Annotated in this window: 25 protein-coding genes; 11 read left to right on the forward strand and 14 right to left on the reverse strand. The window is 70.1% G+C overall.

The window, feature by feature from the left end; genetic code table 11:
* Positions 1 to 72: 72 nt before the first annotated feature.
* The 3 genes from ABZ412_RS17775 to ABZ412_RS17785 form a co-directional block, all read right to left on the reverse strand.
* A complete protein-coding gene (locus ABZ412_RS17775; RefSeq protein WP_357281893.1) occupies positions 73 to 651 on the reverse strand; it encodes a YbjN domain-containing protein in 579 nt (192 codons plus the stop codon).
* Positions 648 to 2,051 (reverse strand): D-inositol-3-phosphate glycosyltransferase, encoded by a 1,404-nt coding sequence (mshA, locus tag ABZ412_RS17780; RefSeq protein WP_357281895.1) that lies wholly within the window; start codon positions 2,049 to 2,051, stop codon positions 648 to 650. The genes ABZ412_RS17775 and mshA overlap by 4 nt, the downstream gene beginning before the upstream one ends.
* A gap of 101 nt (positions 2,052 to 2,152) precedes the next feature.
* Positions 2,153 to 2,977 carry an alpha/beta hydrolase gene (locus ABZ412_RS17785; RefSeq protein ID WP_357281896.1) on the reverse strand — a complete coding sequence of 275 codons (825 nt, stop codon included), beginning with the start codon at positions 2,975 to 2,977 and terminating at the stop codon, positions 2,153 to 2,155.
* A 110-nt stretch (positions 2,978 to 3,087) separates the two neighbouring features.
* On the opposite strand from ABZ412_RS17785, the gene ABZ412_RS17790 reads away from it, so the two are divergent.
* The 5 genes from ABZ412_RS17790 to ABZ412_RS17810 all read left to right on the forward strand — a co-directional run bounded on the left by ABZ412_RS17790 (position 3,088) and on the right by ABZ412_RS17810 (position 8,254).
* Complete coding sequence (locus ABZ412_RS17790) at positions 3,088 to 3,822, forward strand: SDR family NAD(P)-dependent oxidoreductase (protein ID WP_357281898.1); 735 nt, start codon at positions 3,088 to 3,090, stop codon at positions 3,820 to 3,822.
* Positions 3,823 to 3,968: 146 nt separating this feature from the next.
* On the forward strand, positions 3,969 to 5,003 hold the full coding sequence (locus tag ABZ412_RS17795) for a 3-oxoacyl-[acyl-carrier-protein] synthase III C-terminal domain-containing protein (protein ID WP_357281899.1): 1,035 nt from the start codon (positions 3,969 to 3,971) through the stop codon (positions 5,001 to 5,003).
* A gap of 6 nt (positions 5,004 to 5,009) precedes the next feature.
* Positions 5,010 to 5,891: a hypothetical protein gene (locus ABZ412_RS17800; RefSeq protein WP_357281901.1), complete on the forward strand. Its 882-nt coding sequence runs from the start codon at positions 5,010 to 5,012 to the stop codon at positions 5,889 to 5,891.
* A 30-nt stretch (positions 5,892 to 5,921) separates the two neighbouring features.
* Positions 5,922 to 6,674, forward strand: coding sequence for a glycosyltransferase family A protein (locus ABZ412_RS17805; RefSeq protein ID WP_357281903.1), 753 nt, complete (start codon positions 5,922 to 5,924; stop codon positions 6,672 to 6,674).
* The gene (locus ABZ412_RS17810; RefSeq protein ID WP_357281904.1) at positions 6,671 to 8,254 is read left to right on the forward strand and encodes a class I adenylate-forming enzyme family protein; all 1,584 of its coding nucleotides are present in this window, start codon (positions 6,671 to 6,673) and stop codon (positions 8,252 to 8,254) included. The genes ABZ412_RS17805 and ABZ412_RS17810 overlap by 4 nt, the downstream gene beginning before the upstream one ends.
* On the opposite strand, the gene ABZ412_RS17815 is transcribed toward ABZ412_RS17810, so the two are convergent.
* The 3 genes from ABZ412_RS17815 to ABZ412_RS17825 all read right to left on the reverse strand — a co-directional run bounded on the left by ABZ412_RS17815 (position 8,228) and on the right by ABZ412_RS17825 (position 12,235).
* Complete coding sequence (locus tag ABZ412_RS17815) at positions 8,228 to 9,766, reverse strand: hypothetical protein (protein ID WP_357281906.1); 1,539 nt, start codon at positions 9,764 to 9,766, stop codon at positions 8,228 to 8,230. The genes ABZ412_RS17810 and ABZ412_RS17815 overlap by 27 nt on opposite strands.
* Positions 9,767 to 9,837: 71 nt before the next feature.
* A complete protein-coding gene (locus tag ABZ412_RS17820) occupies positions 9,838 to 11,043 on the reverse strand; it encodes an Ig-like domain-containing protein (RefSeq protein WP_357282045.1) in 1,206 nt (401 codons plus the stop codon).
* A gap of 97 nt (positions 11,044 to 11,140) precedes the next feature.
* Positions 11,141 to 12,235 (reverse strand): UDP-N-acetylmuramate dehydrogenase, encoded by a 1,095-nt coding sequence (locus ABZ412_RS17825; protein WP_357282047.1) that lies wholly within the window; start codon positions 12,233 to 12,235, stop codon positions 11,141 to 11,143.
* 41 nt (positions 12,236 to 12,276) lie between these two features.
* On the opposite strand from ABZ412_RS17825, the gene ABZ412_RS17830 reads away from it, so the two are divergent.
* From ABZ412_RS17830 to ABZ412_RS17840, 3 genes are all read left to right on the forward strand, one after another.
* Positions 12,277 to 12,762, forward strand: a complete 486-nt coding sequence (locus ABZ412_RS17830; RefSeq protein WP_357281907.1) for a DUF2505 domain-containing protein — start codon at positions 12,277 to 12,279, stop codon at positions 12,760 to 12,762.
* A 31-nt stretch (positions 12,763 to 12,793) separates the two neighbouring features.
* Positions 12,794 to 13,309 carry a DUF2505 domain-containing protein gene (locus tag ABZ412_RS17835; RefSeq protein WP_357281909.1) on the forward strand — a complete coding sequence of 172 codons (516 nt, stop codon included), beginning with the start codon at positions 12,794 to 12,796 and terminating at the stop codon, positions 13,307 to 13,309.
* Between the two features lie 68 nt (positions 13,310 to 13,377).
* Positions 13,378 to 14,079, forward strand: a complete 702-nt coding sequence (locus ABZ412_RS17840) for a class I SAM-dependent methyltransferase (protein WP_357281910.1) — start codon at positions 13,378 to 13,380, stop codon at positions 14,077 to 14,079.
* A gap of 111 nt (positions 14,080 to 14,190) precedes the next feature.
* Here ABZ412_RS17840 and ABZ412_RS17845 read toward each other — a convergent pair whose 3' ends face one another.
* Together ABZ412_RS17845 and ABZ412_RS17850 are read right to left on the reverse strand one after the other, a co-directional pair.
* Positions 14,191 to 15,678: a hypothetical protein gene (locus ABZ412_RS17845; protein WP_357281912.1), complete on the reverse strand. Its 1,488-nt coding sequence runs from the start codon at positions 15,676 to 15,678 to the stop codon at positions 14,191 to 14,193.
* A gap of 82 nt (positions 15,679 to 15,760) precedes the next feature.
* Positions 15,761 to 16,375, reverse strand: a complete 615-nt coding sequence (locus tag ABZ412_RS17850) for a hypothetical protein (RefSeq protein ID WP_357281913.1) — start codon at positions 16,373 to 16,375, stop codon at positions 15,761 to 15,763.
* Between the two features lie 112 nt (positions 16,376 to 16,487).
* Between ABZ412_RS17850 and ABZ412_RS17855 the strand changes: the two genes are divergently transcribed.
* The gene (locus ABZ412_RS17855) at positions 16,488 to 17,681 is read left to right on the forward strand and encodes a DUF2993 domain-containing protein (RefSeq protein WP_357281915.1); all 1,194 of its coding nucleotides are present in this window, start codon (positions 16,488 to 16,490) and stop codon (positions 17,679 to 17,681) included.
* A gap of 10 nt (positions 17,682 to 17,691) precedes the next feature.
* Here ABZ412_RS17855 and deoC read toward each other — a convergent pair whose 3' ends face one another.
* Positions 17,692 to 18,351 carry a deoxyribose-phosphate aldolase gene (gene deoC, locus ABZ412_RS17860; protein WP_357281917.1) on the reverse strand — a complete coding sequence of 220 codons (660 nt, stop codon included), beginning with the start codon at positions 18,349 to 18,351 and terminating at the stop codon, positions 17,692 to 17,694.
* Between the two features lie 62 nt (positions 18,352 to 18,413).
* On the opposite strand from deoC, the gene ABZ412_RS17865 reads away from it, so the two are divergent.
* Complete coding sequence (locus ABZ412_RS17865) at positions 18,414 to 18,974, forward strand: N-acetyltransferase (RefSeq protein ID WP_357281918.1); 561 nt, start codon at positions 18,414 to 18,416, stop codon at positions 18,972 to 18,974.
* A gap of 49 nt (positions 18,975 to 19,023) precedes the next feature.
* A complete protein-coding gene (gene purU, locus ABZ412_RS17870) occupies positions 19,024 to 19,914 on the forward strand; it encodes a formyltetrahydrofolate deformylase (protein ID WP_357281920.1) in 891 nt (296 codons plus the stop codon).
* Positions 19,915 to 19,975: 61 nt separating this feature from the next.
* On the opposite strand, the gene ABZ412_RS17875 is transcribed toward purU, so the two are convergent.
* The 5 genes from ABZ412_RS17875 to ABZ412_RS17895 form a co-directional block, all read right to left on the reverse strand.
* Complete coding sequence (locus tag ABZ412_RS17875; RefSeq protein ID WP_357281922.1) at positions 19,976 to 20,980, reverse strand: alpha/beta hydrolase; 1,005 nt, start codon at positions 20,978 to 20,980, stop codon at positions 19,976 to 19,978.
* Between the two features lie 148 nt (positions 20,981 to 21,128).
* A complete protein-coding gene (locus tag ABZ412_RS17880; protein ID WP_357281923.1) occupies positions 21,129 to 22,151 on the reverse strand; it encodes an alpha/beta hydrolase in 1,023 nt (340 codons plus the stop codon).
* A 169-nt stretch (positions 22,152 to 22,320) separates the two neighbouring features.
* Positions 22,321 to 22,617 carry a DUF2516 family protein gene (locus tag ABZ412_RS17885; protein ID WP_357281925.1) on the reverse strand — a complete coding sequence of 99 codons (297 nt, stop codon included), beginning with the start codon at positions 22,615 to 22,617 and terminating at the stop codon, positions 22,321 to 22,323.
* 130 nt (positions 22,618 to 22,747) lie between these two features.
* Positions 22,748 to 23,425, reverse strand: a complete 678-nt coding sequence (locus tag ABZ412_RS17890) for a heparin-binding hemagglutinin (protein WP_357281926.1) — start codon at positions 23,423 to 23,425, stop codon at positions 22,748 to 22,750.
* Positions 23,422 to 23,958 carry a helix-turn-helix transcriptional regulator gene (locus tag ABZ412_RS17895; protein WP_357281927.1) on the reverse strand — a complete coding sequence of 179 codons (537 nt, stop codon included), beginning with the start codon at positions 23,956 to 23,958 and terminating at the stop codon, positions 23,422 to 23,424. The genes ABZ412_RS17890 and ABZ412_RS17895 overlap by 4 nt, the downstream gene beginning before the upstream one ends.
* Positions 23,959 to 24,093: the final 135 nt, after the last annotated feature.

The following is a 24,093-nucleotide window of genomic DNA, read 5'->3' on the forward strand; positions in this document are numbered from 1 at the left end:
CGTGCCCGCGGTGGTGAGCCGAACCTGGTGTGGACGTCCCGACAAGTTACCCGACCGGCACGAAATCAGTTCTCACCCTGGCATACGGGGCAGCGTGTCGGCGTCCTCGATGAGGTGTTCGAAGGCGCGCAGATTCTTCAGCGATTCGCCGCGCGAGACCCGCCATTTCCATTCCTTGCGAATGGATTCGGCGAAGCCGAGTTCGAGCAGGGTGTTGAAGTCGGCGTCGACGGCCTCGAGGATCTGGCCGAACCAGCGGTCCAGTTCGTCGGAGGTGACGCGGTCGTTGGACATGCGCCCGACCAGGTAGATGTCGCCGACCCGGTCGATGGTGTAGGCGACGCCGTAGAGGCGGCGATTGCGGCGCAGCAGGAATTTGTAGACGCCCTCGAAGTTCTCGTCGGGCTTGCGGCAGACGAAGGATTCCATCCGCACGCCGTGCTTGCCGACGCCGACGCCGATGACGGTCTTGAGCTTGCGCTCGCCGGGCAGCACCACCGCGAACAGGTCGGGCGCCTCGCGCGAGTACTCGATCTCGCGGTCGCGGAGCGTGTCGTCGATGAGTTGCGCCGTGGCCCGGGCGGTTTCGTCGTTCAAACCACCGCTGCTGGCGTGCGGGCGCGGCGTCCAGTCGCGCTCGAACTCACTCATCTGCGTACCGCTCCCGTCCGCCGCCGCCATGCCAGGTCAGCCTCCCCGCGTGCCGACCTCGGGCTGACCGCCGGCCGTGTCAGTGCTCTTGCGCGATCAGTATGCAGGCTACCCCGCACCCGATTGCCCCGAGCCTGCGACAACGCGGCCGAGTAGCTGTCCAGCAGCCCGTCGGCGGTGTGCGCCCAGGAGAAGTTGGCCGCGTGTTCGACGGCCGCCGCACCCATGAGTTCGAGCCGGACCGGGTCGTCGAGCATGCTACGCAGCGCGTCCGCCCAGTCCGGTGTCCGGTGGCCGGGAACCAGCAGGCCGGAGACGCCGTCGCGGACGGCGGTGCCGAGCCCGCCCACGTCCGCGGCCAGCACCGGGGTGCCGCTGGCCTGCGCTTCGATGGCGACCAGGCCGAAAGACTCGTTGTAGCTGGGCACCGCGACCAGGTCGGCGGCGCGGTACACCTGCACCAGCCGGTGCGCGGGCTGTGGCGGCAGGAAGGTGACGCGATCCGAGATGCCCAGGGCCGCAGCGAGTTCGATGAGCGCGTTGGGCCGTTCCAGCCCGCTGCCGGAGGGTCCGCCCACGATCACCACGCGCAGCGGCCGCGTGGGCGGCACCGGCTGCGCGGCCTCCTCGGCGAGCAGGTGCGCTGCGGCGCGAACGAGCACGTCGGGGGCCTTGAGCGGCTGGATGCGGCCGATGAAGGCGACGATCCGCTCGTCGGCGCGCAGGCCGAGCTCGGCGCGGGCGGCGAGCTTGTCGCCGGGGTGATAGCGGCTCAGGTCGGCGCCGGGCAGCACCACGTCGATGTGCTCGGGGTCGGCGCCGTAAAGCTCCACGAGCTGGCGGGCCTCCTCGCCGGTGTTGGCGACCAGCCGGTCGGCCTCGGCGACGATCTGCTTCTCGCCGATCTCGCGGACCGCGGGCTCGGGGCAGTCGCCCTCGGCCAGGAAGGCGTTCTTGACCGCGGCCAGGGTGTGCGCGGTGTGCACCATCGGCACCCGCCAGCGGTCCCGCGCGAGCCATCCGACCTGGCCGGACAGCCAGTAGTGCGAGTGGATCAGGTCGTAGTGGCCGGGCAGGTTGCGCGCCTCGGTGCGCAACACCTCCGCGGCGAAGGGGCACAGCTGGGTGGGCAGGTCGAACTTGTCGAGCCCCTCGAAGGGCCCGGCGACCACATTGCGGACCAGCACGCCGGGCGCGGCCTCGACGACGGGTTCGTCATTGGAGGAGGTGGCGCGGGTGAAGATCTCCACCTCGGTGCCGCGGCGGGCCAGTTCGAGGGCGGTCTGCAGAACGTAGACGTTCATGCCGCCCGCGTCGCCCGTTCCGGGCTGCGCCAAGGGCGACGTATGCACCGATAGCACGGCAATCCGATTGGGCCGTAGCTCCGGGCGTTGACTCACCACTCCAGTGTGCACGGGGGTTACAACGCCCCATGCACGGGTTACCTTCCCAAGTGACCTGACTCACAAGGATATTCGTCGATGTGAATGCAATACCGCTATCACCGCAGGTCTCGCGCGAAAGCGGCGATTTCGGCGGCGAATCGCTCCGGATCCTCGATGAACAGACCGTGCTGGGCGCCCTCCCAGTACGAGGTCCGCACGTCGGGCGCGGAGGCGGCGATGTGGCGGCCGTTCTCGATGGGAACCACCGGGTCAGCGGTGCCGTGCAGCACCAGCACGGGGATGTCGAGGCCGCGCAGGGTGTCGGTGTTGTCGACCGTCCGGTAGAACAGCGCCTTGCGGACCCGGGGCAGCGTGGCGATGCTGCCGCCGAACAGCCGCTGGGCGTCCACGCCCTTGTCCCGGCCGGGGCCGGTATTGGCATTGCCGAAGGCGGCGAAACCGCGCATGGCCTTGCCCGCGCTCTCGTCGAACACGTCGGGAATGGCCTTGGCCATGCCGGGCCCGGTCTCCGCGCCGGGCACGCCGCGGCCGATATTGGCCTGCGAACCGGTGTAGACGACGCCCGCGAGGGCCGCGGTGCCGTGCGCGGTGAGGTAGTCGGAGGCGACGATGCCGCCGTACGACCAGCCCAGCAGCAGCGCGCCGGCGGTGATGTCCTCGGCCGCGAACACGGCGGCGACATCGGCGGCCCAGTTCTTCGGATCGTCGTAGCCGGTCGCGGGGGCGTCGGAGTAGCCGTGCCCGCGCAGGTCCACCGCGATCACCCGGAACTGCTCGGCGAGCAGGTCGGCCGAGCGTCCCCAGCAGCACAGATTCCCCGACCAGCCGTGCAGCAGCACCAGCGGCCGCGCCCCTTCCGGACCCGTCACCCGGTAAACGATGGTCGTGCCGTCCGCGCTCACTGCTTCCCGAATCGCCATAGGAGTGAGGCTAACCGGCAGCGCTGCGGGGATCTCGCCCCCGCCGCGGCGCCTGCGGCGGGCGCGGGCCGAGAAGGGGCAGGCCAGGGCTTCTGCCTAAGCTCGGAGGCATGAGCACTCGTACCGCTGTGGTGACCGGAGCCAGTTCGGGTATCGGCGAGGCAACCGCCCGCGAACTCGCCAAGCAGGGGTACCACGTCTACGTGGGCGCACGGCGGGTGGAGCGGCTGGAGAAGCTGGCCGAGGAGATCGGCGGCACCCCGCTGGCCCTGGACGTGACCGACGAGGAGTCGGTGCGCGCCTTCACCGAGGCGGTCGAGCGGTGCGACGTGCTGGTCAACAATGCCGGTGGCGCGAAGGGCCTGGCCCCCGTGCTCGAGGCCGATCTAGACGACTGGCGCTGGATGTGGGAGACCAATGTGCTGGGCACGCTGCGGCTCACCAAGGCGCTGCTGCCCAAGCTGATCGCCTCCGGCGACGGCCTGATCGTCACCATCACCTCGATCGCCGCCTTCCACGCCTACGACAACGGGTCCGGGTACACCTCGGCCAAGCACGCGCAGGCGGTGCTGCACCGGACGCTGCGCGGTGAGCTGCTCGGGCAGCCGGTGCGGCTGACCGAGATCGCGCCGGGCGCGGTGGAGACGGAGTTCTCGCTGGTGCGGTTCGCGGGTGACGCCGAGCGTGCGGCGAGTGTGTATCAGGGCATCGATCCGCTGGTGGCGCAGGACATCGCGGAAGTGGTGGGTTTCGTGGCGTCCCGCCCGCCGCACGTCAATCTGGACACCATCACGGTGACGCCGCGGGATCAGGCCGGGCCGGGGCGTTTCGCGCGTCGTTCCTGACCGTGGTGCGCGGCGCGGCGTAGTTGCGTTGCGCCGCATCGCAGTTCACGGCCCCCATGATCTGAATCACGGATTCTTCAAAATCGGAATCCGCGCGCCGGCCGCTGCTAGCGTCCCCCGCAACCGAGGGCGGCTTGGAGCGAAACATGGTGAGATCACGCATCGAGGCGGTCGGGTCGTACCTGCCCGCCACCGAGATATCGACCGCGGAGCTGCTGGCCCAGCTGGCCGTCGACTCCCCCATCGACCTGGAGCGGATCAGCGGCGTGCGGCACCGCCGCCGCTGCGCCGAGGACGAGGACTCCTTCACCGTGGCGATGGCCGCGGCCCGGACCGCCCTCGACAATTCCCGCTACGACGCCGCCGATCTGGATGTCGTCATCTCCTGCTCCATCACACGTATTCGCGGTGACGAATTCTGCGTGGAACCCTCGTTCGCGCTCATGCTGCGCAACGAACTCGGCGCGACCGGAGCCATCCATTTCGACGTCTCCAATGCCTGCGCGGGCATGATGAGCGGAGTTCTGGTGCTGGACCGGATGATTCGCGCGGGAATGGTGCGGCGCGGCCTGGTGGTCTCCGGCGAGTACATCACCCCGATCTCCGATACCGCGGTGCGCGAGATGTCGGAGAAATACGATCCGCAGTTCGCGTCCCTCACCGTCGGCGACGGCGCGGCCGCGGTGGTGCTGGACGGCGATGGCACCGCCGACGAGGGCATCGACTACGTCGAACTCAATACCAGCGCCGGATTCGCGCAGTTGTGCCTGGGCATGCCGAGCGACCGCAGTTCCGGTATCGCGCTCTACACCGACAACCGGGCCATGCACAACGAGGCCCGCTATCTGCTGTGGACCACCCGGCAGCGGGACTTCCTGGCCGCGCGGGGCAGCGATTTCGCGGCGGAGGGCTACGACCACGTGATCCACCATCAATTCAGCGCGCCCGCGGTGGAATTGGTGTCCAAGATCGCCGAACGCGAATTCGACGCCCCGATACCGCCCGCGCTCATGGTGCTGGACCGGTACGGCAACACCGCGTCGACCTCGCATTTCGTGGTTTTACATGACGCGCTCAAACAACAGCGGATAGCGTCCGGGGCGAAAGTACTGATGGTCCCCGCGGCTTCCGGCGTCGTGGCCGGGTTTCTGTCGGTGACGCTCGGCGACCTGCGGGTGTGATGCGGTATGGGAATCGTGATTTCTTCCATCGTCACCGAAATCGGTGGCGGCAGTTCGATCGAGCAGGCGGCGGCCGCCGCGCGCCGGGCCATCGCGGAGGCGGGCAGCACGCCCGAGCGGATCGACGCGCTGATCAACACCGGCGTCTACCGCGACTCCAACATGGTGGAACCGGCCATGTCCGCGCTGATCCAGCAGCAGGTGGGCATCGGGCTGGAGTATCGCAGCGGCGATGTGCCCTGCCTGTCCTTCGACCTGATGAACGGGGCCTGCGGCATTCTCAATGCCATCCAGGTCGGTCAGGCGCTGCTGGAGGCGCCGACCGTCCACCGGGTGCTACTGGTATCCGGCGACGCGCACCCGTCGACATCGCCGCGGCCGCAGCCGGGTTTCCCGATCAAGCCGGTGGGTGCGGCCATGCTGCTGGAGAAGGCCGCGGGCCCGGCCGGATTCGGGGCGCTGCACATCAGCGCCACCGACGGACGGCCCGCGTCGGAGGGATTCGTGCGGCTCCGGGAGATGGGGACGACCGGCCGGTCCGCCATCACGGTGCACCGCCCCGCCGACGTCGAAGCGCTCCTGCGCCACGCGGTCTCGGCCGCGACCGAAGCCCTCGAGGTGGCGGACGCGCCCCTGGACCGCACGATGCTGATCTGCGGGCGACCCACCCCCGACTTCCCGGCCCGGCTCGCCGAGCGCTTGGGCATCGCCCCCGAGGCGGTCAGCGCCGACGACACCGGCGGCGACGCCCACACCTCGGCCTTGCCCGTCGCGTTCCTGGCGGCCCGCGACAGCGGCGGTCTCGACCACGCCGACGTAGCCTTGTTCGTGGCCGCCGGGGCGGGCCCGTCGGCGGCCGCCATCGCGTACCGCCTGCCGAAACCGTAAGTCGCGGTAAGTAATTCCGCCGGGAGAGCCATGAACGACCTGTGGGTGATCGTGCCCGCCTACAACGAGGAACACGGCATCACCGCCACCCTGGCGGCACTCGCCGGGCAGCGGGACCGGGACTTCACCGTCGTGGTGGTGGACAACAACTCCACCGACGCCACCGTGAAGGTGGTGCGCGACTTCGCCCTCGCGCATCCGGAGCCGCGGATCGAGATCATCACCGAGGAACACAAGGGCACCGGCGCGGCCGCCGACACCGGCATGCGCCACGCCATCGCGGCCGGGGCCACCCGCCTGGCCCGCACCGACGCCGACTGCCTGCCCGCCCCCGACTGGACCGCGCGGATCCGGGCCGCCTTCGACTCCGGCCTGCGCCTGGTCAGCGGTCAGCTCATCCCCCGCACCGACGAGGGCGTGAGCCTGCTGGACCGCACCGTCATCCGGGTCGCCCTCGAGGTGGCCTCGCAGTTCGGGAAACTCCGGCCCGGCAACCAGGATCCGCGCTACCTGGGCCCGTACGTCATGACGCCCGGCTGCAATATGGCCATCACGGCCGAACTGTACGAGGCCGCGGGCGGTTTCCCGCGCACCGCCATCGAGGAACTGCACGAGGACCGGGCCCTGGTGAACGCGGTCCGCACGCTCACCACCGACTACGGGCTGCGCCGCGACGTGCGGGTGTACGGGTCCAATCGGCGCGTGAAAGCCTGGGGTGTGCGCAAGACCCTCGCCTGGTACGCCGACCACCGCTACAAACCGGAGCTGGTGGACATCCGGTGACGTCTGGATACCCGTCGACGGGCGAGGATTTCGTCGCGCTGCTGCGTGAGCAGGTGCTGCGCACCCCCGACGCCCCCGCCCTCGGCATGATCGGCGAACGGCCGCTGAGCTTCGCCGAACTCGACGCCCGCATCCGCCTGGTGGTGAAACGCCTGCACAGCAAGGGCTTCGAGCCCGGCGACCGGATGCTGTTCTCCATCCGGCCCTGCGTGGACGCGGTGGTGCTGGTGTTCGGGACCATCGCGGCGGGCGGCAGCATCGTGTTCGTCGACCCCGGCGTCGGGCCCGAATTGTTCGCGCGCCGACTGGAATTGGTGAAACCCGTCTGGGCCGCCACCGAATCACTGCTCTACCTGCTGAGCGGGCCGCTCCAGAAGTACGGCCGCCGGCTCGGCCTCTCGCTACCGGAATTCGGGCGGCTACCGGTGCGCCACATCCACAGCGGCCCGCGCCTCCCCGGAACGCCGCGCGGCTCCATCCCGCTCGGCCGCCTGATCGGCTCCGAACCCGGCTGGTCCGGCCCCGCCACCGGCGCCGTCGTGGACGCGCCGGTCGAGGATCCCGACGCCGAGGCACTCATCGTCTTCACCTCCGGCACCACCGCGGACCCGAAAGCCGTGGTGCACACCCGCGGTTCGCTGGGCGCGGGCCTGGCCGCCGTGGCGGGCTCCACCACCCTGATGCCCGGCTCCCACCTGCACACCGAGCAGCTGATGATGGGCTTGCCCGCGGTGCTGGAGGGGGCGCGCTGGTCCATGCCGCGCTATCCCCGCTTCAGCACCCACGTCGATCCGCTCGGCTTCGCCCGCACCCTCGGCCCGGCGGGCAGCCCGGACAGCGCCACCCACGCCTTCCTCACCCCCGCCGACCTGGCGGTGATCCTCGACGCCGTCGACGCCGGGCGGCTGACCGCACCGGCCCACCTCGAGGAGATCTCCCTCGGCGGCGCGCCCGTCACCACCGCGCTGCTGCGCCGCGCCCGCGCCGCCCTCCCCGGCACCGAATTCCTGGCTGTCTACGGCATGACCGAGATCCTGCCGGTGGCAATCACTTCCGGCGCCGACAAACTCGCCTTCGAGGGGGCGGGCGACCCGCTCGGCTTCCCGTGCGACGGCGTGGACGCGCGCATCGCCGACGACGGCGAACTCATCCTCTCCGGCCCCAACCTGTGCCGCGGTTACCTCGGCGAACCCCCGCTGAAGGAGATCGCCACCGGCGACCTGGCCCGCTTCGACGGCGGCACCCTGGTCCTGATGGGCCGCAAGAAGGACATGATGATCCGCGGCAAGACCAATATCTATCCGGGGCTGTACGAACCGGCCATCGTGGGCGTCGAGGGCGTCCGCGAGGCCGTCATGATCGGCATCCCCGACGAGATCGGCGACGAGCGCATCGTCCTGGCCGTCGTCGCCGACCTGAACGCCACCGACGTCGAGGCCCGCCTCCGCCGCGAATTACCCGCCCTCATCGACGTTTCCGCCCTGCCCGACGACATCGTCCTGGTCGACGAGATCCCCGTGGCCGGCCGCACCAGCAAGCCCGACCGCGCCGAACTACGCGCCCGCCTGCAACGGCGCTGACGGATCCGGCCGCCGCGCCAGCACGGCCAGCACCGCGTCCGCGAAAGCCTCCGCCCGCGCCGCCGGCAACGCCGGTTCGGCATGGCAGAACCCGAGGTACATCTCCGCGTGCGCCGTCGTGACCGCGACCGTCATGACGCTCACGCACGAATTCGACGCGGCCACCCGCAACCCCGAAAGCCGCCACCCCCCGGCCTTTTCCGGAAACTCGACCCGCCCCAGATTCGTGACCGACACATTCCACGGCGCACGCCGATCCACCAGTTCCGCCAGCCGCCGCCCGGATTCCAGGGTGCGCGGCGTCCCGAACCGCATCCCCGCCACCGTCGCCAGATGCCGCCCCTGCCGCACGCCACGATCCAACTGCCGCTTCACCGCCCGCGCCGCCTCCCACAGCGAAACACCGCGTCCGAACGGCACGAACCCGACCAGCACCGGTGCGTACACCCCCAGCTCCTCCGAATCCACACGCGGACTGAGCGATTCCCGGAAATCCACCGGCGACCCGACTCCCACGGCACCGCGCGCGCGGGCCGCCCCGGCGCCCCGCGCGCCGATCGCCAGACCCTCCCGAGGTCCGAACCTCGAGACCCGACGCGCCGCTGTCCTCGCGCCCGGCCCGGACGTCGTGCACCGGCCTCCCGAGGGCTCCGCACCCCCCGCGGCCTCGGCAGCCGCAGTCGGGATCTCCCGGGGCGCCTCGGCGTCGATCAACCCGGATTCCCCCTCGCCGATGACGTCGGCGACCGCGGCCGCCAGGGCCGCGTGCACGGTCACCCCGGCTCGGCGGCAATCGATGATCAAGGAGGCCAGCGCTTCCCGGCCGAGCACCCGGTGCACGACCCTGGTCCGCCGCTCGGACAACGCCGCCACCGTGCCGGTCAGCCGTTGTGGTCGCCGCACCAGCGCGCCGATCTGGTCGGCCAGGGTGGTGTGCGCCCAGCGGCGGAAGCCGCGCGCGCCCCGGGGAATCAGGTCGTCCGCGGCCGGGACCGGAGGCCGCGTGGCTACCGGCCCGGGCGGATCCGACGCGTAGTCGATCAGCTTGCGCAGCAACGCCAGCAGGGAGCGGCCGTCCGCGATGATGTGGGAGATCGTCAGAACGATCTCGTGGTTTTCGCCGTCGGAATCCGCCCCGGCGACGATGTCGGTGATGCGCGCCAAGCCGTTCGCGATGTCGATGGGTTCGGCGATTTCGGCGTCGACCACGCGCACCCAGTCCCCGGAATCACGGGATTGGATCCGCCGCACCGGAATTCGCGGTGCGGGTAGTGGGCGCAACCACGGATCACTGCCCACATTGTCCGAAATGCCCATCCGCAGTAGCGGATACTCCGCGACCAGGATCGCCGCCGCGGATTCCAGCCGCCCGACCGGAATCCGCCCGTCGACGCGGACGCGCGCGGTGCAGTTGGCCGGCGACATCCGGTCGATGATCCAGAACCATCGCTCCGAAGGACTCAGGGCGCGCCCGGAATCCGTTGCCGCCGCTCCCTTTCGGCCCGCGACCATGGACGCTCCTCACCACGGCGTTACTCGGCGAGGACCCTAACCCGGCGGTCGCGGGCGCGCGATTCGAGCGGTCAGCGACCGCCGACCGGCTGGGGCGCGAGCGGGGTGGCCGAGATCTGGTTGTGCGGTTCGCCCTGCAGGGCGGACAGGCCCTTCCAGGTCTCCCAGTCGATGGTCCAGTCGTAGATGTCGCCGTCGGCCGCCGACAGCTGGATACGGGTGCCGGTGACCTCGACCGGATCGCCGTAGAGCGCGGTCGGGAAGTAGGCCTGGGCATCGGCGGTGCTGAGGTTGATGCAGCCGTTGGTGACGTTCGAATTGCCCTGGGCGGAAGCCGATTGCGGATTGGCGTGAATGAACTCGCCATTGTTCGAGATGCGCACGGCCCAGCGTTCCCGCACGTTCGTGTAGAACGGCGGATTCGACATCATGAAGTCCTCGTACTTCTCCGTCACCACGTGAATGCCGGAGCGGGTGACATTGCGGTCCTCATTGCCCTCGCCGTAGCTGCACGCGAAGTCGAAGATGGTGGCGCCGTCCCGCACCACCTGGACGCGGTGGCTGGGCGCGGAGGCCTTCACGATCTGGGCGCGGCCGATGCGGAAATCGGAGGTGAGGTCGGAGTCGCCGAACAGACCGCCGCCCATGTCCAGGCCGTACAGCTTGGCGCCGAGGTGCACGGTGGTGCCGGGCTGCCAGTACTCGCGGGGCCGCCAGTGCGCGCGCGAGCCGCCGTTGTCGTCCTGCAGCCAGGCCCAGGAGCCCTCGGTGGCCGGGGTGGCGGTGACGGTGAGCGCCTTCTCGACGGCTGCCTTGTTCTCGACGTGCCCCTTGAACTGGAGCATGATCGACGCGGCGATGCCGACCTCCTGCCCGTCGCCGATATTGACGGTGGCGGGAGCGGTCTTCTTGGGGTTGACGGTGCTGAACTTGCCGTCGATGGCGACCGGCTTGTTGTCGGTGCCGATGGCGGTGCCGGACCAGGTGTAGGTGGCGCCGTAGCCGAGCGGCTCGTTCACCGTGAATTTGCTGCGAGTGGCATCGAATGTGCCGGCTACCTGTTTGCCATTGGCATTGGTCAGCGCCAGCTGGTCGATCCGCCCGTTGGTGACGGTGACGGTGACCGGCGTGGTCGGGTTGACCTGCTCGGCGCCGGCGGCCGGTTCCAATTTCACGGTCGCGACGGGTTCGGCAGGTTTGGCCGTGCCGCCGTTCTTGTTCGACGACGAGCAGGCCGCCGCGATGACCGCTGTCGACGCCACCAGTGCGGCACGCATGGCCGACCGGCGGGACAGTCCTCGATTACTCACTTGTTCGACCCTACCCCCGCAAACCGTGTATCCCGGACGCTGTACTGGTGGTGGACACCACCCGCTACAGGCTCACTCCCACGGTCACGGGTTCGGGTTCCAGCTCGATGCCGAAGCGCTCGGCAACCCCTTCGCGAACCGTGCGGGCGAGGGTCGCCAGATCGGTCGCGGTAGCCGCGCCTCGATTGGTCAGCGCCAGCGTGTGTTTGGTCGACAACCGCGCCGGAGACCCGTCGCCCGGAAAGCCCTTGGCGAAGCCGGCGCGCTCGATGAGCCAGCCCGCCGAGAATTTTACCCCGCCCTCGGCCGGGTAGGTGGGCACGGTTACATCCGCGCCGAGATGTGAGGCGATCGCGGCGCGCACGGCCTCCACCCGCTCGTCCGGAATAACGGGATTGGTGAAAAACGAACCGGCACTCCAGGTGTCGTGATCGGCCGGGTCCAGCACCATGCCCTTGCCCGCCCGCAACCGCAGCACCACCTCGCGCACATCGGCGGCGGGCCGGGACTCGCCCTCGGCCGCGCCCAGCGCGCCGGCCAGTTCCCGGTACCCCAGCGGCGCGCTGGAACCGTCCGCGCGCAGCGCGAATTCGACGGCCAGCACCACCGCGGCGGAACTGTGCTTGAGAATCGAAGTGCGGTACCCGAATCCGAGCTCCTCGGGCGCGACCCAGCGGATCTCCCCGGTGGCCCGGTCCAGCAAGCGCACCCTGCGCAGCAAACTCGCCACCTCGACGCCATAGGCGCCGACATTCTGCACCGGCGTGGCGCCCGCGGAACCCGGGATGCCGGACAGGCATTCGAGGCCGCCGAGCCCGGCCGCCACCGTGGCCGCCACCACCGCGTCCCAGTTCGCGCCCGCCTCGGCGAGCACCGAGTCCGCGCCGATCTCCACGCCGTCGGTGGCGATCCGCACCACGACCCCGTCGAAGCCGTCGTCACCGATGAGCAGGTTGGAGCCGCCCGCGACGAGCAGCACCGGAATCCCGGCCGCGTCCAGTTCCCGGACCGTCGCCACCAGTGCTTCGGTGGTCTCGCAGTCGGCCACCGTGGCCGGGCCGCCGACCCGCAGGGTCGTCAGTTCCGCCAGCGGGACCCCGGCACGCAGCCGCGCACCGGTCGCCGCCAGCAGGTCCCGCAGGTCGTCGAACGACACCACCCGAGAAGTACGCACAGGCACAGACGGTAGCGTGTCCGACCATGGCGACACCTCTGGCCTTCACTGGGCACTCGACACATCCCATGGCCGCGGTGCGCGCTGCGTTCGCGAACGAGCAGTACTGGAAGGACCGCATCGAGGCGGTCGGCGGCCCCAACGCTCGCATCGAGAGCCTCGCCATCAACGGTGACCAGGTGCGTGTCGACATGGTCCAGACCATCCCGGCCGCGGAACTGCCCGCCCAGATCACCGCGATCAAGCCCGACGGCCTGACGATTCCGCGCACCGAGATCTGGCACGGCAGCGGCGGCACCGTCGAGGCATACGTGGACGGCGCGCCCGCGACCATCACCGGCAGCCTCACCGTCACCGAGGACGGCACCGGCTCCACCTTCGTGGTCGACGCCACCATCGAGGTGAAGATCCCGCTGTTCGGCAAGAAGATCGAGGCGGCCATCCAGCAGCACCTCACCGAACTGCTGGAGCGCGAGGCCGAGTTCACCGACAATTGGCTGAGTTCTCACTGACCGAGGTCGCCCGGCAGTAACCTGAGCGATCGTGGCCCGCCGACTCGACTATTCCGCGCGGTATTCGCTGCACACCACCCACCAGGTGTACGCGGCGATGACGAACCGTGAGCACTGGGACGCCCGCATCGAGGAACTGCGCAAGCATTCCCCGAACGACATCGTCAGCCTGGAGTCCGGCGACGACGGCATCACGGTCGAACTACGTCACGTGCTGCCCCGCGACACCCTGCCCGAGATGGCGCAGATGGTGGTGCACAAGGACATGGTGATCACCCGCCGGGAAACCTACGGGCCGTACGGTCCCGAGGTGACCGGCGCCTACACCGCCGAAATCCCCGGCAGCCCGGGCACTCTCGGCGGCAGCATGCGGCTGTTTCCCACCGAGACCGGCTGCACCCTGCGCACCTCCTCGCGGGCCCAGGTCAATGTTCCGTTCCTCGGGCGCAGGCTCGAACAGCTCATGCTGGTGAATCTGGTGGACCTGTTCCGCGCCGAAGCCGAGGTGACGAAGGTTTGGCTGGATCAGCAGCACCCCGTCGGGTAACCAAACCCATCGGCACGATCACCCGCGGCACCACCGGGATCAACCGGTTGCGCCGCGGGGACCGGTGGATGACGCACGACCCGCTCGTCACCGGAAGATTGCTGGACGCCGCGGATTCACTGGTGGTGGATCTCGGTTACGGGGCCAGCCCGGTCACCACCCTGGAGCTGGCGGCCCGGCTGCGGACCGTGCGGCCCGATCTCCGCGTGGTCGGCCTGGAGATCGATCCCGAACGGGTGGTCCCGGGCCGGGACGGAGTGGTGTTCGCCCGCGGCGGTTTCGAACTCGCGGGTCTGCGACCGACCCTGGTGCGCGCCTTCAACGTGCTGCGCCAGTATCCGGAATCCGCTGTCCCCGAAGCCTGGTCGACCATCCAGTCCGGGCTGGCCCCCGACGGCCTGCTCCTCGACGGCACCTGCGACGAACTCGGCCGCCGCTGCGCCTGGGTCCTCCTGGATCGCACCCGCCCGCTGTCCCTCACCCTGGCCTGGGACCCCTTCACCGTCGACACGCCCTCCGACATCGCCGAACGCCTCCCCAAGGCCCTCATCCACCGCAATATCCCCGGCGAACCCATCCACACCCTGCTGACCGCCGCCGACCGCGCCTGGTCCGTCGCCGCGCCGCTGGCCCCCTACGGCCCTCGCGTCCGCTGGCGCCACGCCGCGAACCTGCTGCGCGAGCAGGGTTTTCCGCTCCGCGCCTACCGCCGCCGCCTGCGGGACAACACTCTGACGGTGCCGTGGTCCGCCGTCGCGCCGCTGCCCTGAGCGAGTCCCGCGAGTTACCCTGTCCCCCTACGGTCCCCACACTCCGGCCCCCTGACGGGGCACCAGTGGCCGACCGCAGGCTGCACTGATCCGCGGGTACCCACGCGCGGATCAGTGGAGCTTGTGGAGCAGGTCCCGCACCGTGCCGGAGACCGCGGCCGGAGCGAGCAGCGACCGCGGCGCGAAGGGCTGCCGCCACAGACCGCCGTGGGCGGCGCCCGCCGCGAACAGCGCTTCCGGGTTGGAGATTCGCGGCTCGTCGGGCGCGTACAGGTCGGCGACCAACTTCGCGGCGAGCAGGGTCCGCGCGGTGGCGGGGTCGAAGATCTCGATGCCGAAGCGGGAGGACGCCCGGTACGCGGCCGCGCGCCAGCCGTTCTCGCGGGCGAGACCGCGGGTCCAGGCCGGCGGGGCCACCGTGAACGACACCGGGCAGCCCGCCGCGGCGGCCAGCACCGCCCGCCAGCGCGGCAACCGTTGCGCCAGTGCGTAATCCGGCCCGGCCAGCGCGGGCAGGTTGTCGAACAGCCCCCACGCGCCGCCCTCGGTGTCGAAGATCGGGCGGGTGTAGTTGAGCCGGTACAGCGAGCGCGGCGCCACCCGGTGCAGCAGATCCTGCGCATTGCCGCGGAAACCGCGCTGCGCCAGGTGATCCCGGGCCGCCGCCACCACCGAGGCCGGAACCGCGTAGGTATCGGTCGGCGAGCCCAGCATGGCCAGCGCCGCATCGGGCTGATGCCGCAGCACCGCGTCGGCGAGTACATCGGAGGCCACCGCCAGCCGCACCCCTGCGGCACCGGGCAGCCCGGCGTAGAGCCCGAGCACCGGCCGCGCGTCACTGTGCGCGGTGATCCATTGCGCCAGAGCCGGAAAGCCTCGGGAGATGTCGACACCGGGTTCGCCGTCCGCGACGGGGTAGCGCATCACCCCCGCGCCGGACTTGGCGGCCGCCCGCAGCCGCTCCCAGCGCACCCGCCCCGGCCGATCGACCGCGAGCACTTCCGCGCCCCAGTTCAGCAGCGGCCGCAGCGGACCGAGTTCCGCGCCCGCGCCGGTCACGGTGACCCGGAAACCGGGCAGCGCCAGCCACTCCGGATGGTCGATGACCCGCTCGATCGCGGCCACGAAATCGGCTTCCAGGATGCCGTGGGTCTGCCATTCGGCCAGGCGCAGCCGCAGCGCGTCCTCGGCCAGCAGCAATCCGCGCCACGGCACCTCGAGCCGCTTCACCGCCGCGACCTCGCCGGCCACCGCGGCGGTCTCCAGCCCGGCGCCGTCGGCCGCGGCGTCCACGTCGACGGTGTCCAGGGCCGCGACCGTGCGGCCGACGGTGAACCGCAGCATGTGCCGCACCGAGCGCAGTCCGGCCTCGGCCATGCCGATCGAGATCTCGGGCGCGCTGATCGCCAGCGCCGTCATGCCCCGGAAGACGCGGTGGTAGCCGTGCCGCCAGTCGCGGCAGGTCTCCACGGATTGCGCCAGGTCGGCGTCGTAGGGCCGGATCGCGTCGGCGACGACGGCGGCCGAGAACATGTCCGCGATCCGTTCGGGCGGGCCCGGCGGAAACACCAGATCCCACACGCCAGCACCGGTCCCCATACCAGTCACCCTGCCACGAATCGCGCGCCCGCAAAACTCGAAACCCGCACGCCGCGCTCCCCGGAATGCCGTCCGGCGAACGCTACCGGTGATCTTCCTGCGCGCGAGCCAGCGCGCGTTGCAGCCGGGCCGCAGTGGCCGGGTCCAGAGCCGCACTGGCGGAACGGATCTCGGCCCGCGCGCACCGGTGGATGGCGACCGCGTCGGAGACCACCTCGTCCAGGGCGGCCTGCCCGATCCCGGCCTCGGCCAGATCCATGACGGTGCGCAGCGGCGTCGTCACCAGGAACGCGCCCGCCGATTCCACGTCCTTGCGCGCGAAACTGCGCCGCAGCACCACCAGCCGCGGCGACAGCGGGAACCGCCCGACCCGCGCCGACAGGTGCACGAACCGCGGCCGCAGCCGGCCCAGCCCGTGCAGTTCGGCGGCGCTGTGGTGGGAGACGGCGGCCGCCCCGTCGAACCAGGCCGACCACATGGCGTACTCGTCCAGCGGCCCGTCGGGCCAGTCGGCCAGCCGTAGCAGCCCCACCCCCGACCGCAGCACGCTGCCGTCGCGTAATCCGTCGCGGATCCGGACCTCACATCCGGTGCGCAGTACCTGTCGGGTGGTGAAGTATCCCGCGTGCCGCCCGGCCTGCTCCCGCAACGCGTCCCATCCGTGTTCCGGATCCCCCGGTGCCGCGTTCCCAGCCATGGCACTCAGGATAAGCCGGACCCATGTGTGTTATGTCACATTCCGCGGCTGTGTGCCGACACCTCACAGGATGCACAGAGCTAACACAGAAAGCTCGGGAAGAATCGCCCCCATGAGTTCGGAACCCACCTCGGACGACGCAACCAAGCGCGACACCTCCGCCGCGCAGCCGGTCGACCCCACCGTGCGGCCCGGCGACTCCACGGCGCAGCCGGTCGACCTCGATAAACCAGACGGCACGCCCACCGAGGTCCTAGGTGCGAGACAGGACGCGGCCACCGACTGGTGGAACGATCCCGCCCACACCGGCACCCCGGCCACCCCCGATCCCGACGTCCAGCCCACCCAGGTCCTGCACCCCGGCGAGGCCGCCTACGCGGCGGGCGCGACCGGCCATCCCGGCACCGGCTCGACGCCGACCGCCGACACCGCGAAACTCGCGAACGGCACCGGCCCGACCGCGGTTCTGCCGGGCGGACCCGGTTATCCGGCAGGACCTTCGGGTCCGATCACCCAGTCCGGCGGTATGCAGATGCCACCGGGCACTCCACCTCCCCCGGCGAAAGTCGGTGGCGGACAGACCGGTTCATCCGGTCCGCGGCGCAGCCGCAAGAAGACCCTGCTGATCGTCACCCTGGTGGCCGCACTACTGGTCGCGGGCGGACTCGCCGGCGGCGAGGCCTGGGCTCGCCACAAGGTCCAGAAGTGCATCAGCTCGCAGTTCGAGGCCCAGATGGGCTCCAAGATCGACGTCTCGTTCGGCTGGAAGCCGCTGCTGCTCACCATGATCGACCACAAGGTCGGCGAGGTCACCGTGCAGAGCGACGATTCCAAGTTCGGCCCGGCCCAGGGCATGGTCGTGCACGCGACCTTCCACGACGTCGAGACCAAGGACGGCGGCAAGCAGGCCAGCGTCGGCAGCTCCAACGCCGACGTCACCTGGAGCAATGACGGCATCACCCAGACGATGGCCGGTCTGGTCTCGGCCACCGCCTCCGATCCCGCCACCGGCACACTGAGCTTCGCGGTGCTGGGCGGCCTGGCCCAACTGCAGGTCAAGCCGAAGATCGTGGACGGCAAGATCGAGGTCGAGACGCTGCAGGCGTCGCTGCTCGGCTTCGGGCTGCCCACCGATCTGGTCTCGGGCATCGTCCAGCTCATGACCGAGAGCCTGCAGACCTACCCGATGGGGTTGACCCCCAACAAGGTCGAGGTCACCAAGGAGGGCCTGCACATCACGCTGCAGGGCGGAAACACCGTGCTGCAGGCGGATCCGAACGCGCAGCAGCAGCCCATCCTCTGCTGACCGGCCGCCGCTAGACCGGAAACCCTTCCAGCACCGCGCGAGACCGGGACAGACCCAGCCGGGTGGCGCCGGCGGCGATCAACTCCGCCGCCTGCGCCGCGTCCCGGATCCCGCCGCTGGCCTTCACCCCGAGCCGCCCGCCGACCGTCTCGGCCATGAGCCGCACCGCATGCGCGCTCGCGCCGCCCGCGGGGTGAAAACCGGTGGAGGTCTTCACGAAATCCGCGCCCGCGCGTTCCGCGGCCCGGCACACCTCCACGATGGCGTCATCGCTCAACGCCGCCGCTTCGATGATCACCTTGAGCAGGGCGCGATCTCCCACCGCCTCCCGCACGGTGACGATGTCGGAGAGCACGGCACCGTACTCGCCCGCGCGCGCCGCGCCGACGTCGATGACCATGTCCACCTCGGCCGCGCCCTGCTCCACGGCGAGCCGCGCCTCGGCCCCCTTCACCAGCGAATGATGTTTGCCGGAAGGGAAACCCGCGACCGTGGCCACCACCAGACCGGGCGCGCGCACCGGCAACATGGACGGCGACACGCAGATCGCGAACACCCCCAATTCGCGCGCCTCGGCCACCAGCGCGGTCACATCAGCGGGGGTGGAATCGGGTGACAGCAGTGTGTGATCGATCATCTCCGCCACGTCAGAGCGGGAAATCTTCGGCATGAGCACCGAGTTTGGCACATCTTTGTTGCGGGCCGCCGCCGCTGTCACGCAGACTTGTAGGCGTGCTGATCCGTCGTGAACGTACCGGCGATGCCGCCGCGATCGACGCGGTACACCGCGGCGCTTTCGGTGCGAGCCCCGATCGCCGCGCGGCTGCCGACGGCGATTCCCCTTCCTCCCACGTCTCCGGCGACCCCGTCGAAGTGAGCCTGGTGCACAAGCTGCGCGACGACGCGGCCGTCTGGGTCCCGACCCTGTCGCTGGTGGCGGAGGTCCACGATCAGGTGGTCGGCCACGTCTGCCTCACCCGCGCGACCGTGGGCCCGTTCCCGGTGCTGGCGCTGGGGCCGCTCGGGGTGCTCCCGAACCATCAGGCCGCGGGCATCGGCTCGGCCCTCATGCACGCCGCCCTCGGGGCCGCGGACGCCCTCGACGAGCCCCTCGTGGGCCTGCTGGGCAGCCTCGAGTACTACCCGCGCTTCGGCTTCGTACCCGGCACCCGGGTGGGCGTCATTCCGGACCAGCCGGACTGGGCCACCCACTTCCAGGTCCGCACCCTCACCGCCTACGAACTCGAGATCAAGGGCGACTTCCACTACGCCGAGGCGTTCTACACGCTCTGACCGGGGCGTGCTTCACCCCTGTGCCGCGAGCCGGGCGGTTGCTGGGAGTATGTCCCTCATGAGTTCCACCCTGGACGACCGTCGCTACGTGCTCACCCTGGGCTGCCCGGACCGTCCCGGCATCATCGCCCGCATCACCTCGTTCATCGCCGATTTCGGCGGGTCGATCGTGGAGGCGGGTTACCACTCCGACCTGGAGACCGGGTGGTTCTTCACCCGGCAGGCCATCAAGGCCGCCACCGTGCCGTTCGACCTGGACGAGCTGCGCGACCGGTTCACCGCCGTCGCCGCCGAGCTGGGCCCGGAGACCGACTGGCAGCTGCACGACTCCGGGGAACGCCGCCGCGCGGTGCTGCTGGTCTCCAAGGACGGCCACTGCCTGCACGACCTGCTGGGCCGCGCCGCCTCCGGCGAGCTGCCCGCCACCATCGAGGCCGTCATCGGCAACCACCCCGACCTGGCGGCGATGACCGAGGCGCACGGCATCAAGTTCCACTACATCCCGTTCCCGAAGGATCCGGCCGAACGCGGTCCCGCCTTCGAGCAGATGCGGGATCTGGTCGACGCCCACGACCCGCACGCGGTGGTGCTGGCCCGCTTCATGCAGGTGCTGCCCGCCGAACTGTGCGAGCACTGGGCAGGCAAGGCCATCAATATCCACCACAGCTTCCTGCCGTCCTTCGTCGGAGCGCGCCCGTACCACCAGGCATTCGCGCGCGGCGTGAAGCTGATCGGCGCGACCTGCCACTACGTGACCGCCGAACTGGACGCGGGCCCGATCATCGAGCAGGACGTCACCCGCATCGACCACTCCGACACCGTGCGCGACATGGTCCGGCAGGGCCGCGACATCGAGCGCGTGGTGCTGGCCCGCGGTCTGCGCTGGCATCTGGAGGGCCGGGTGCTGGTGCACGGCCGCCGCACCGTCGTCTTCGAATAGGACCCCGAAAAGCCAACGCCCGCTCCGGCTTTCCCGGGGCGGGCGTTGTCGTTGGTCCGGCTCAGCCGGCGACGGCGATCGGGTCGCGGCGCGACCGGCGGATGACGCGGTGCAGCTCCACGTTGAACGCCTTCTCGGCCTCGATGTTCACCAGATGCCCGGTGGGCAGGATGGTGTACCGGTCGAGATGTCCGGCGACGGCGAGGGTGTCGGCGATCTCGCGCGAATGCACCTCCGGCAGCAGCCGATCGTGCGAACCCGCGACCACCGCGGTCGGAACCGTCAAATGCGCCGCGGCGCCGTGCAGGTCGAGTTCGAGCAGGCCCCGGGCCACGGCAGCGCGTACCGACGGACGGCAGGACCGGACGATCGAGGTGCCGAAGAGGATCTGGTCGCGGGTGGCTTCCGGGGTCATCAGCCGATGCTTGGCGATCAGGTTGACCGCGGGACCGCCGGGCAGTGGCACCGGGGTGCCGAACAACGCCAGCGCCAGCCAGTCCGGACCCGGGATCACGTCATTGAGCAACGGAATCACGGTGGCGCGGTTGGGAATCTGCCGCGCGGCGGTGGTGGCGAGCAGCACCGCCGAAGCCCGATGCCGGACCTGGTGCGGATAGCGTTCGGCCCACGCCTGAATGGTCATGCCGCCCATGCTGTGCCCGACCAGCACCGCGCGGCGGCCCGGGGCCAGCACCGCGTCGAGCAGGTCGGAGAAGTCGTCCGCGAGCTGATCGGCGCTGAAAAGGCGCGTGCCGCTCTCGCTTTCGCCGTGGCCGCGCTGGTCGAAGGCGATCACCCGGTACTCGCCCGCGAAGGCGTTGATCTGCGGGTTCCAGTATTCGATGGCACAGGACCATCCGTGCGCCAGCACGATCACGTCACCGTCGGCCGGACCGTAGGCGTGGACGCGCAGCTTCGCGCCGTCCCGCGTGGTGACGGGGAGGACCTCGGTGGGGCGCGGGGAGTTGAGCGATGCGGTCCGGTAGGCCCGGGACCGCAGCCCGGAACGGAAGGGCGCGGTGAGCGCGTCGACGCCGACACCCGCCTCTGGCAGTTTCACCAGCATGAGCACTCCTTTGTGTTCCAGACCACAGTATCGCGCTAACCGGGGTGCTTGCAACAGCAAGCGGGTATATATCTTCTTGCTATACAACAATGTTCGCGGTGCGCGACCTCACGAATAAGGTCCCCCAGGGGTGAGCGAGACCCACCCCTCAGGCGCCCACCACCTTCGCCGGAACCCCGAAAGCGGCCCCGGCGACGCGCGCGAGTTCGGCATTGAACTCCCGATAGGCCTCCACATTGCCGAGGTGCCCGGTCGGCAGCACCCGATAGGCGTCCAGACTGCCGGTCTCGGCGAGCATCTCCACGATCCGCTCCGCGTGCACCGGCGGGGTCATGTCGTCGGCCGAACCCGCGATGACGGTGGTCGGCACCGTCAGGTTGGCCGCACCGCGCCCGACGTCCAGGTAGGACAACAGGGTTCCGAACCGCCCACGCACGCGAGCCGGGCAGGACCGCACGATATTGAGGCCGAAGTCGGCGATGTCGCCGACCGACGCCAGGCTCATGACCTGGCGGCGGAACACCCACCGCACGGGCTTGACCGGCGGGAACAGGATCGGCGCGCTCAGCCCGAGCAGACCCGCCCGGAACGGCAGCGCGGCGGCGCCGCGGTTGAGGAACGGGACCACGGTGGTCTCGGCGATCAGGTCGCCGGCCGCGGTATTGGTGAGCAGCACCGCGAGCAGCTGCTTCTGCACGCGCCGCGGATAGCGGCCCGCCCAGGCCTGAATCGTCATGCCGCCCAGGCTGTGTCCCACCAGCACGGCCCGCCTGCCCGGCCGCAGTGCCGCGTCGAGGACCTCGGCCAGATCGTCGGCGAGCTGATCGGTGGTGAGCGGGGCGGTGCCCTCGTCGCTCTCCCCGTGCCCGCGCACGTCGTAGGCGATCACGCGGTATTCACCGGCGAAGGCGTTGATCTGGGGATTCCAGTATTCGAGACAGCAGGTCCAGCCGTGCACCAGCACGATCACATCGCCGTCGGCGGGACCGTAGGCGTGCACCCGCAGCCGCGCGCCGTCGGAGGCGGTGACCGGCAGGACCTCGTAGGGTCCGGCGGGCGGATTCAGATCCGCGGTGCCGTAGGTCCGGGTGCGCAGGTCGGCCCGGTGCGCGAGCACCAGGTCACGGACCTTCCGGCCGAGGTCCGCAGGGTGAGGCAGCGTTGCCCGCATAGGACACTCCTTTGTGTTACTGATAGATACAGTAACCCGCAGTACCGGGTGCTAGCTAGTGCAAGCACCCGAAAAGTTCCCCAGTCGGAATCCACCGCACACCGTGCCGGGCACAAAAAAGAGGCCGCCACCCGGTGATCCGGGTGGCGGCCGAAGTTCTCGGGCCCGACTACCAGCGCGGCCCGCGCTGGATCTCATCGACCTTGGGGCGCACATCGGCCAGGTAGACACCGGTCGCGACCACCGCCGCGATACCGAGGAACCCGACCGCGGTCTGCCCCAGCAGCAACCCGCCCAGCGACGCCAGCAGAATGGCGATCCACACCGGCTTGGTCAGCTTGTCCACGGCCGTGAAGGCATCCGGACGCTGCCGAATCGCGTGCACGAGGGCGAACACGGTCATGCCCATCGCGGCCAGCCACAAGACCCACAGAATCAGTCCGGGTATTCCCATCACGCCACCCATCATACGGAGCGAAGACCCGGCCACCGCGACTTCCGGGCACGACACGAATCCGCGTGACCCCCGAAACGAGCGTCGCCCCCGCGCACCGGAGTGCGCGAGGGCGACAAGCTCTTTCGCGGAACGCGAAGACCTACTTCTTGGCCGGGGCGGCCTTCTTGGCGGGCGCGGCCTTCTTGGCCGGAGCCTTCTTGGCCGGAGCGGCCTTCTTGGCGGCGGGGGCCTCGTCCTCGACCGGAGCGGTCTCGGTGGTCACGTCCACGACCTCGGCGTCGACGGTCTCGTCGGCCGGGGCCTCCTCTTCCTTGGCGGTGAAGCCGAGGTACGGGCCGACCTGGTCGGTGACCTTGCCCAGCACGTCCTGGGTCTGGGCCAGCAGGTCGTTGTAGCGGGACTCGACGAGCTCGAAGCGGTCCTCGAAGGCCGGGTTGGCGCGCAGCTTCTCGACGGTCTCCTCGCCGCGGGCGGCCAGGTCGGCGTAGAAGTCCAGCAGCTGGTGGTAGTACTGGTCGACCAGCTTGCGCAGCTCTTCGGGGGTGGCCTTCTCGCGCAGCTCGGCCAGGTCCTCGGGCAGCTCGGACGGCAGCGCCTGCACGCGCTGGCGCAGCGTCTCGGCCTGCTCCTGCAGGTCGGCCGGGAGGTTGGCGAAGCGCTCGCGAGCCTCGTCGATGCGCCCCTGCACGTCGGCGGAGTTGGCACGCTCACGGATCTGCGAGACGGCGTCGGTCACGACGGCATAGAGGGCGTCGCCGGCGCCGACGGTGGCGTAGATCGGCTTGGTGACGGTTGCGGTCAGATTCGATTCGGTCATGATGGTTCGCTCTCCTGGCGTGGCGGAACTTCGGTTGTGCGGTGCGGAACTTCGTTGTCCCTGTTTCCCCCGGGAACGCCCCCCATTAGCTCCGTTGCGTCCCCTCTGTCCTCGTTAGCCTGGTTCTCCCGGCAAAACGATTCATAGATGTCCAAGAGGACCTGCTTCTGACGTTCGGTCAGACCGTTGTCGGCCAGCAGGGCATCACGGACCGGGCCGTGCGGCCTCTGCTCGAGGTACCCGGCCCGCATGTACAAGACCTCCGAGGAGACCCGCAGACCCTTGGCGATCTGCGCGAGTACCTCGGCGGACGGGTTCCGCAGTCCGCGCTCGATCTGACTCAAGTACGGATTGCTCACCCCCGCCAGCTGTGCGAGCTGCCGCAGCGAGACCTGAGCGGCCTCGCGTTGCGAGCGGATGAAGCCCCCGATGTCGTGAGCCGCGTTGGCTACGCGGCCCGACCGATCTCCGGCGGCGGACGTCTCCGCTGCGTCGCCTTCGATCGGTTCGGGAACCTCGGGATCGTGCTTCATCACTCACCTTCCGGCGGTTGTGGGGCCAATTCTAGGACGGGGTGCTAACTCTTGCAAGCGCTCTGTTAGCACGCCCTATCGATGCCAGGTCGGCAAACACTCAGCGCTTCAACAGAAGCGCCAATTGGTCAATTG

The organism is Nocardia sp. NPDC005746 (assembly GCF_040630785.1).
Taxonomy (GTDB): Bacteria; Actinomycetota; Actinomycetes; order Mycobacteriales; family Mycobacteriaceae; genus Nocardia.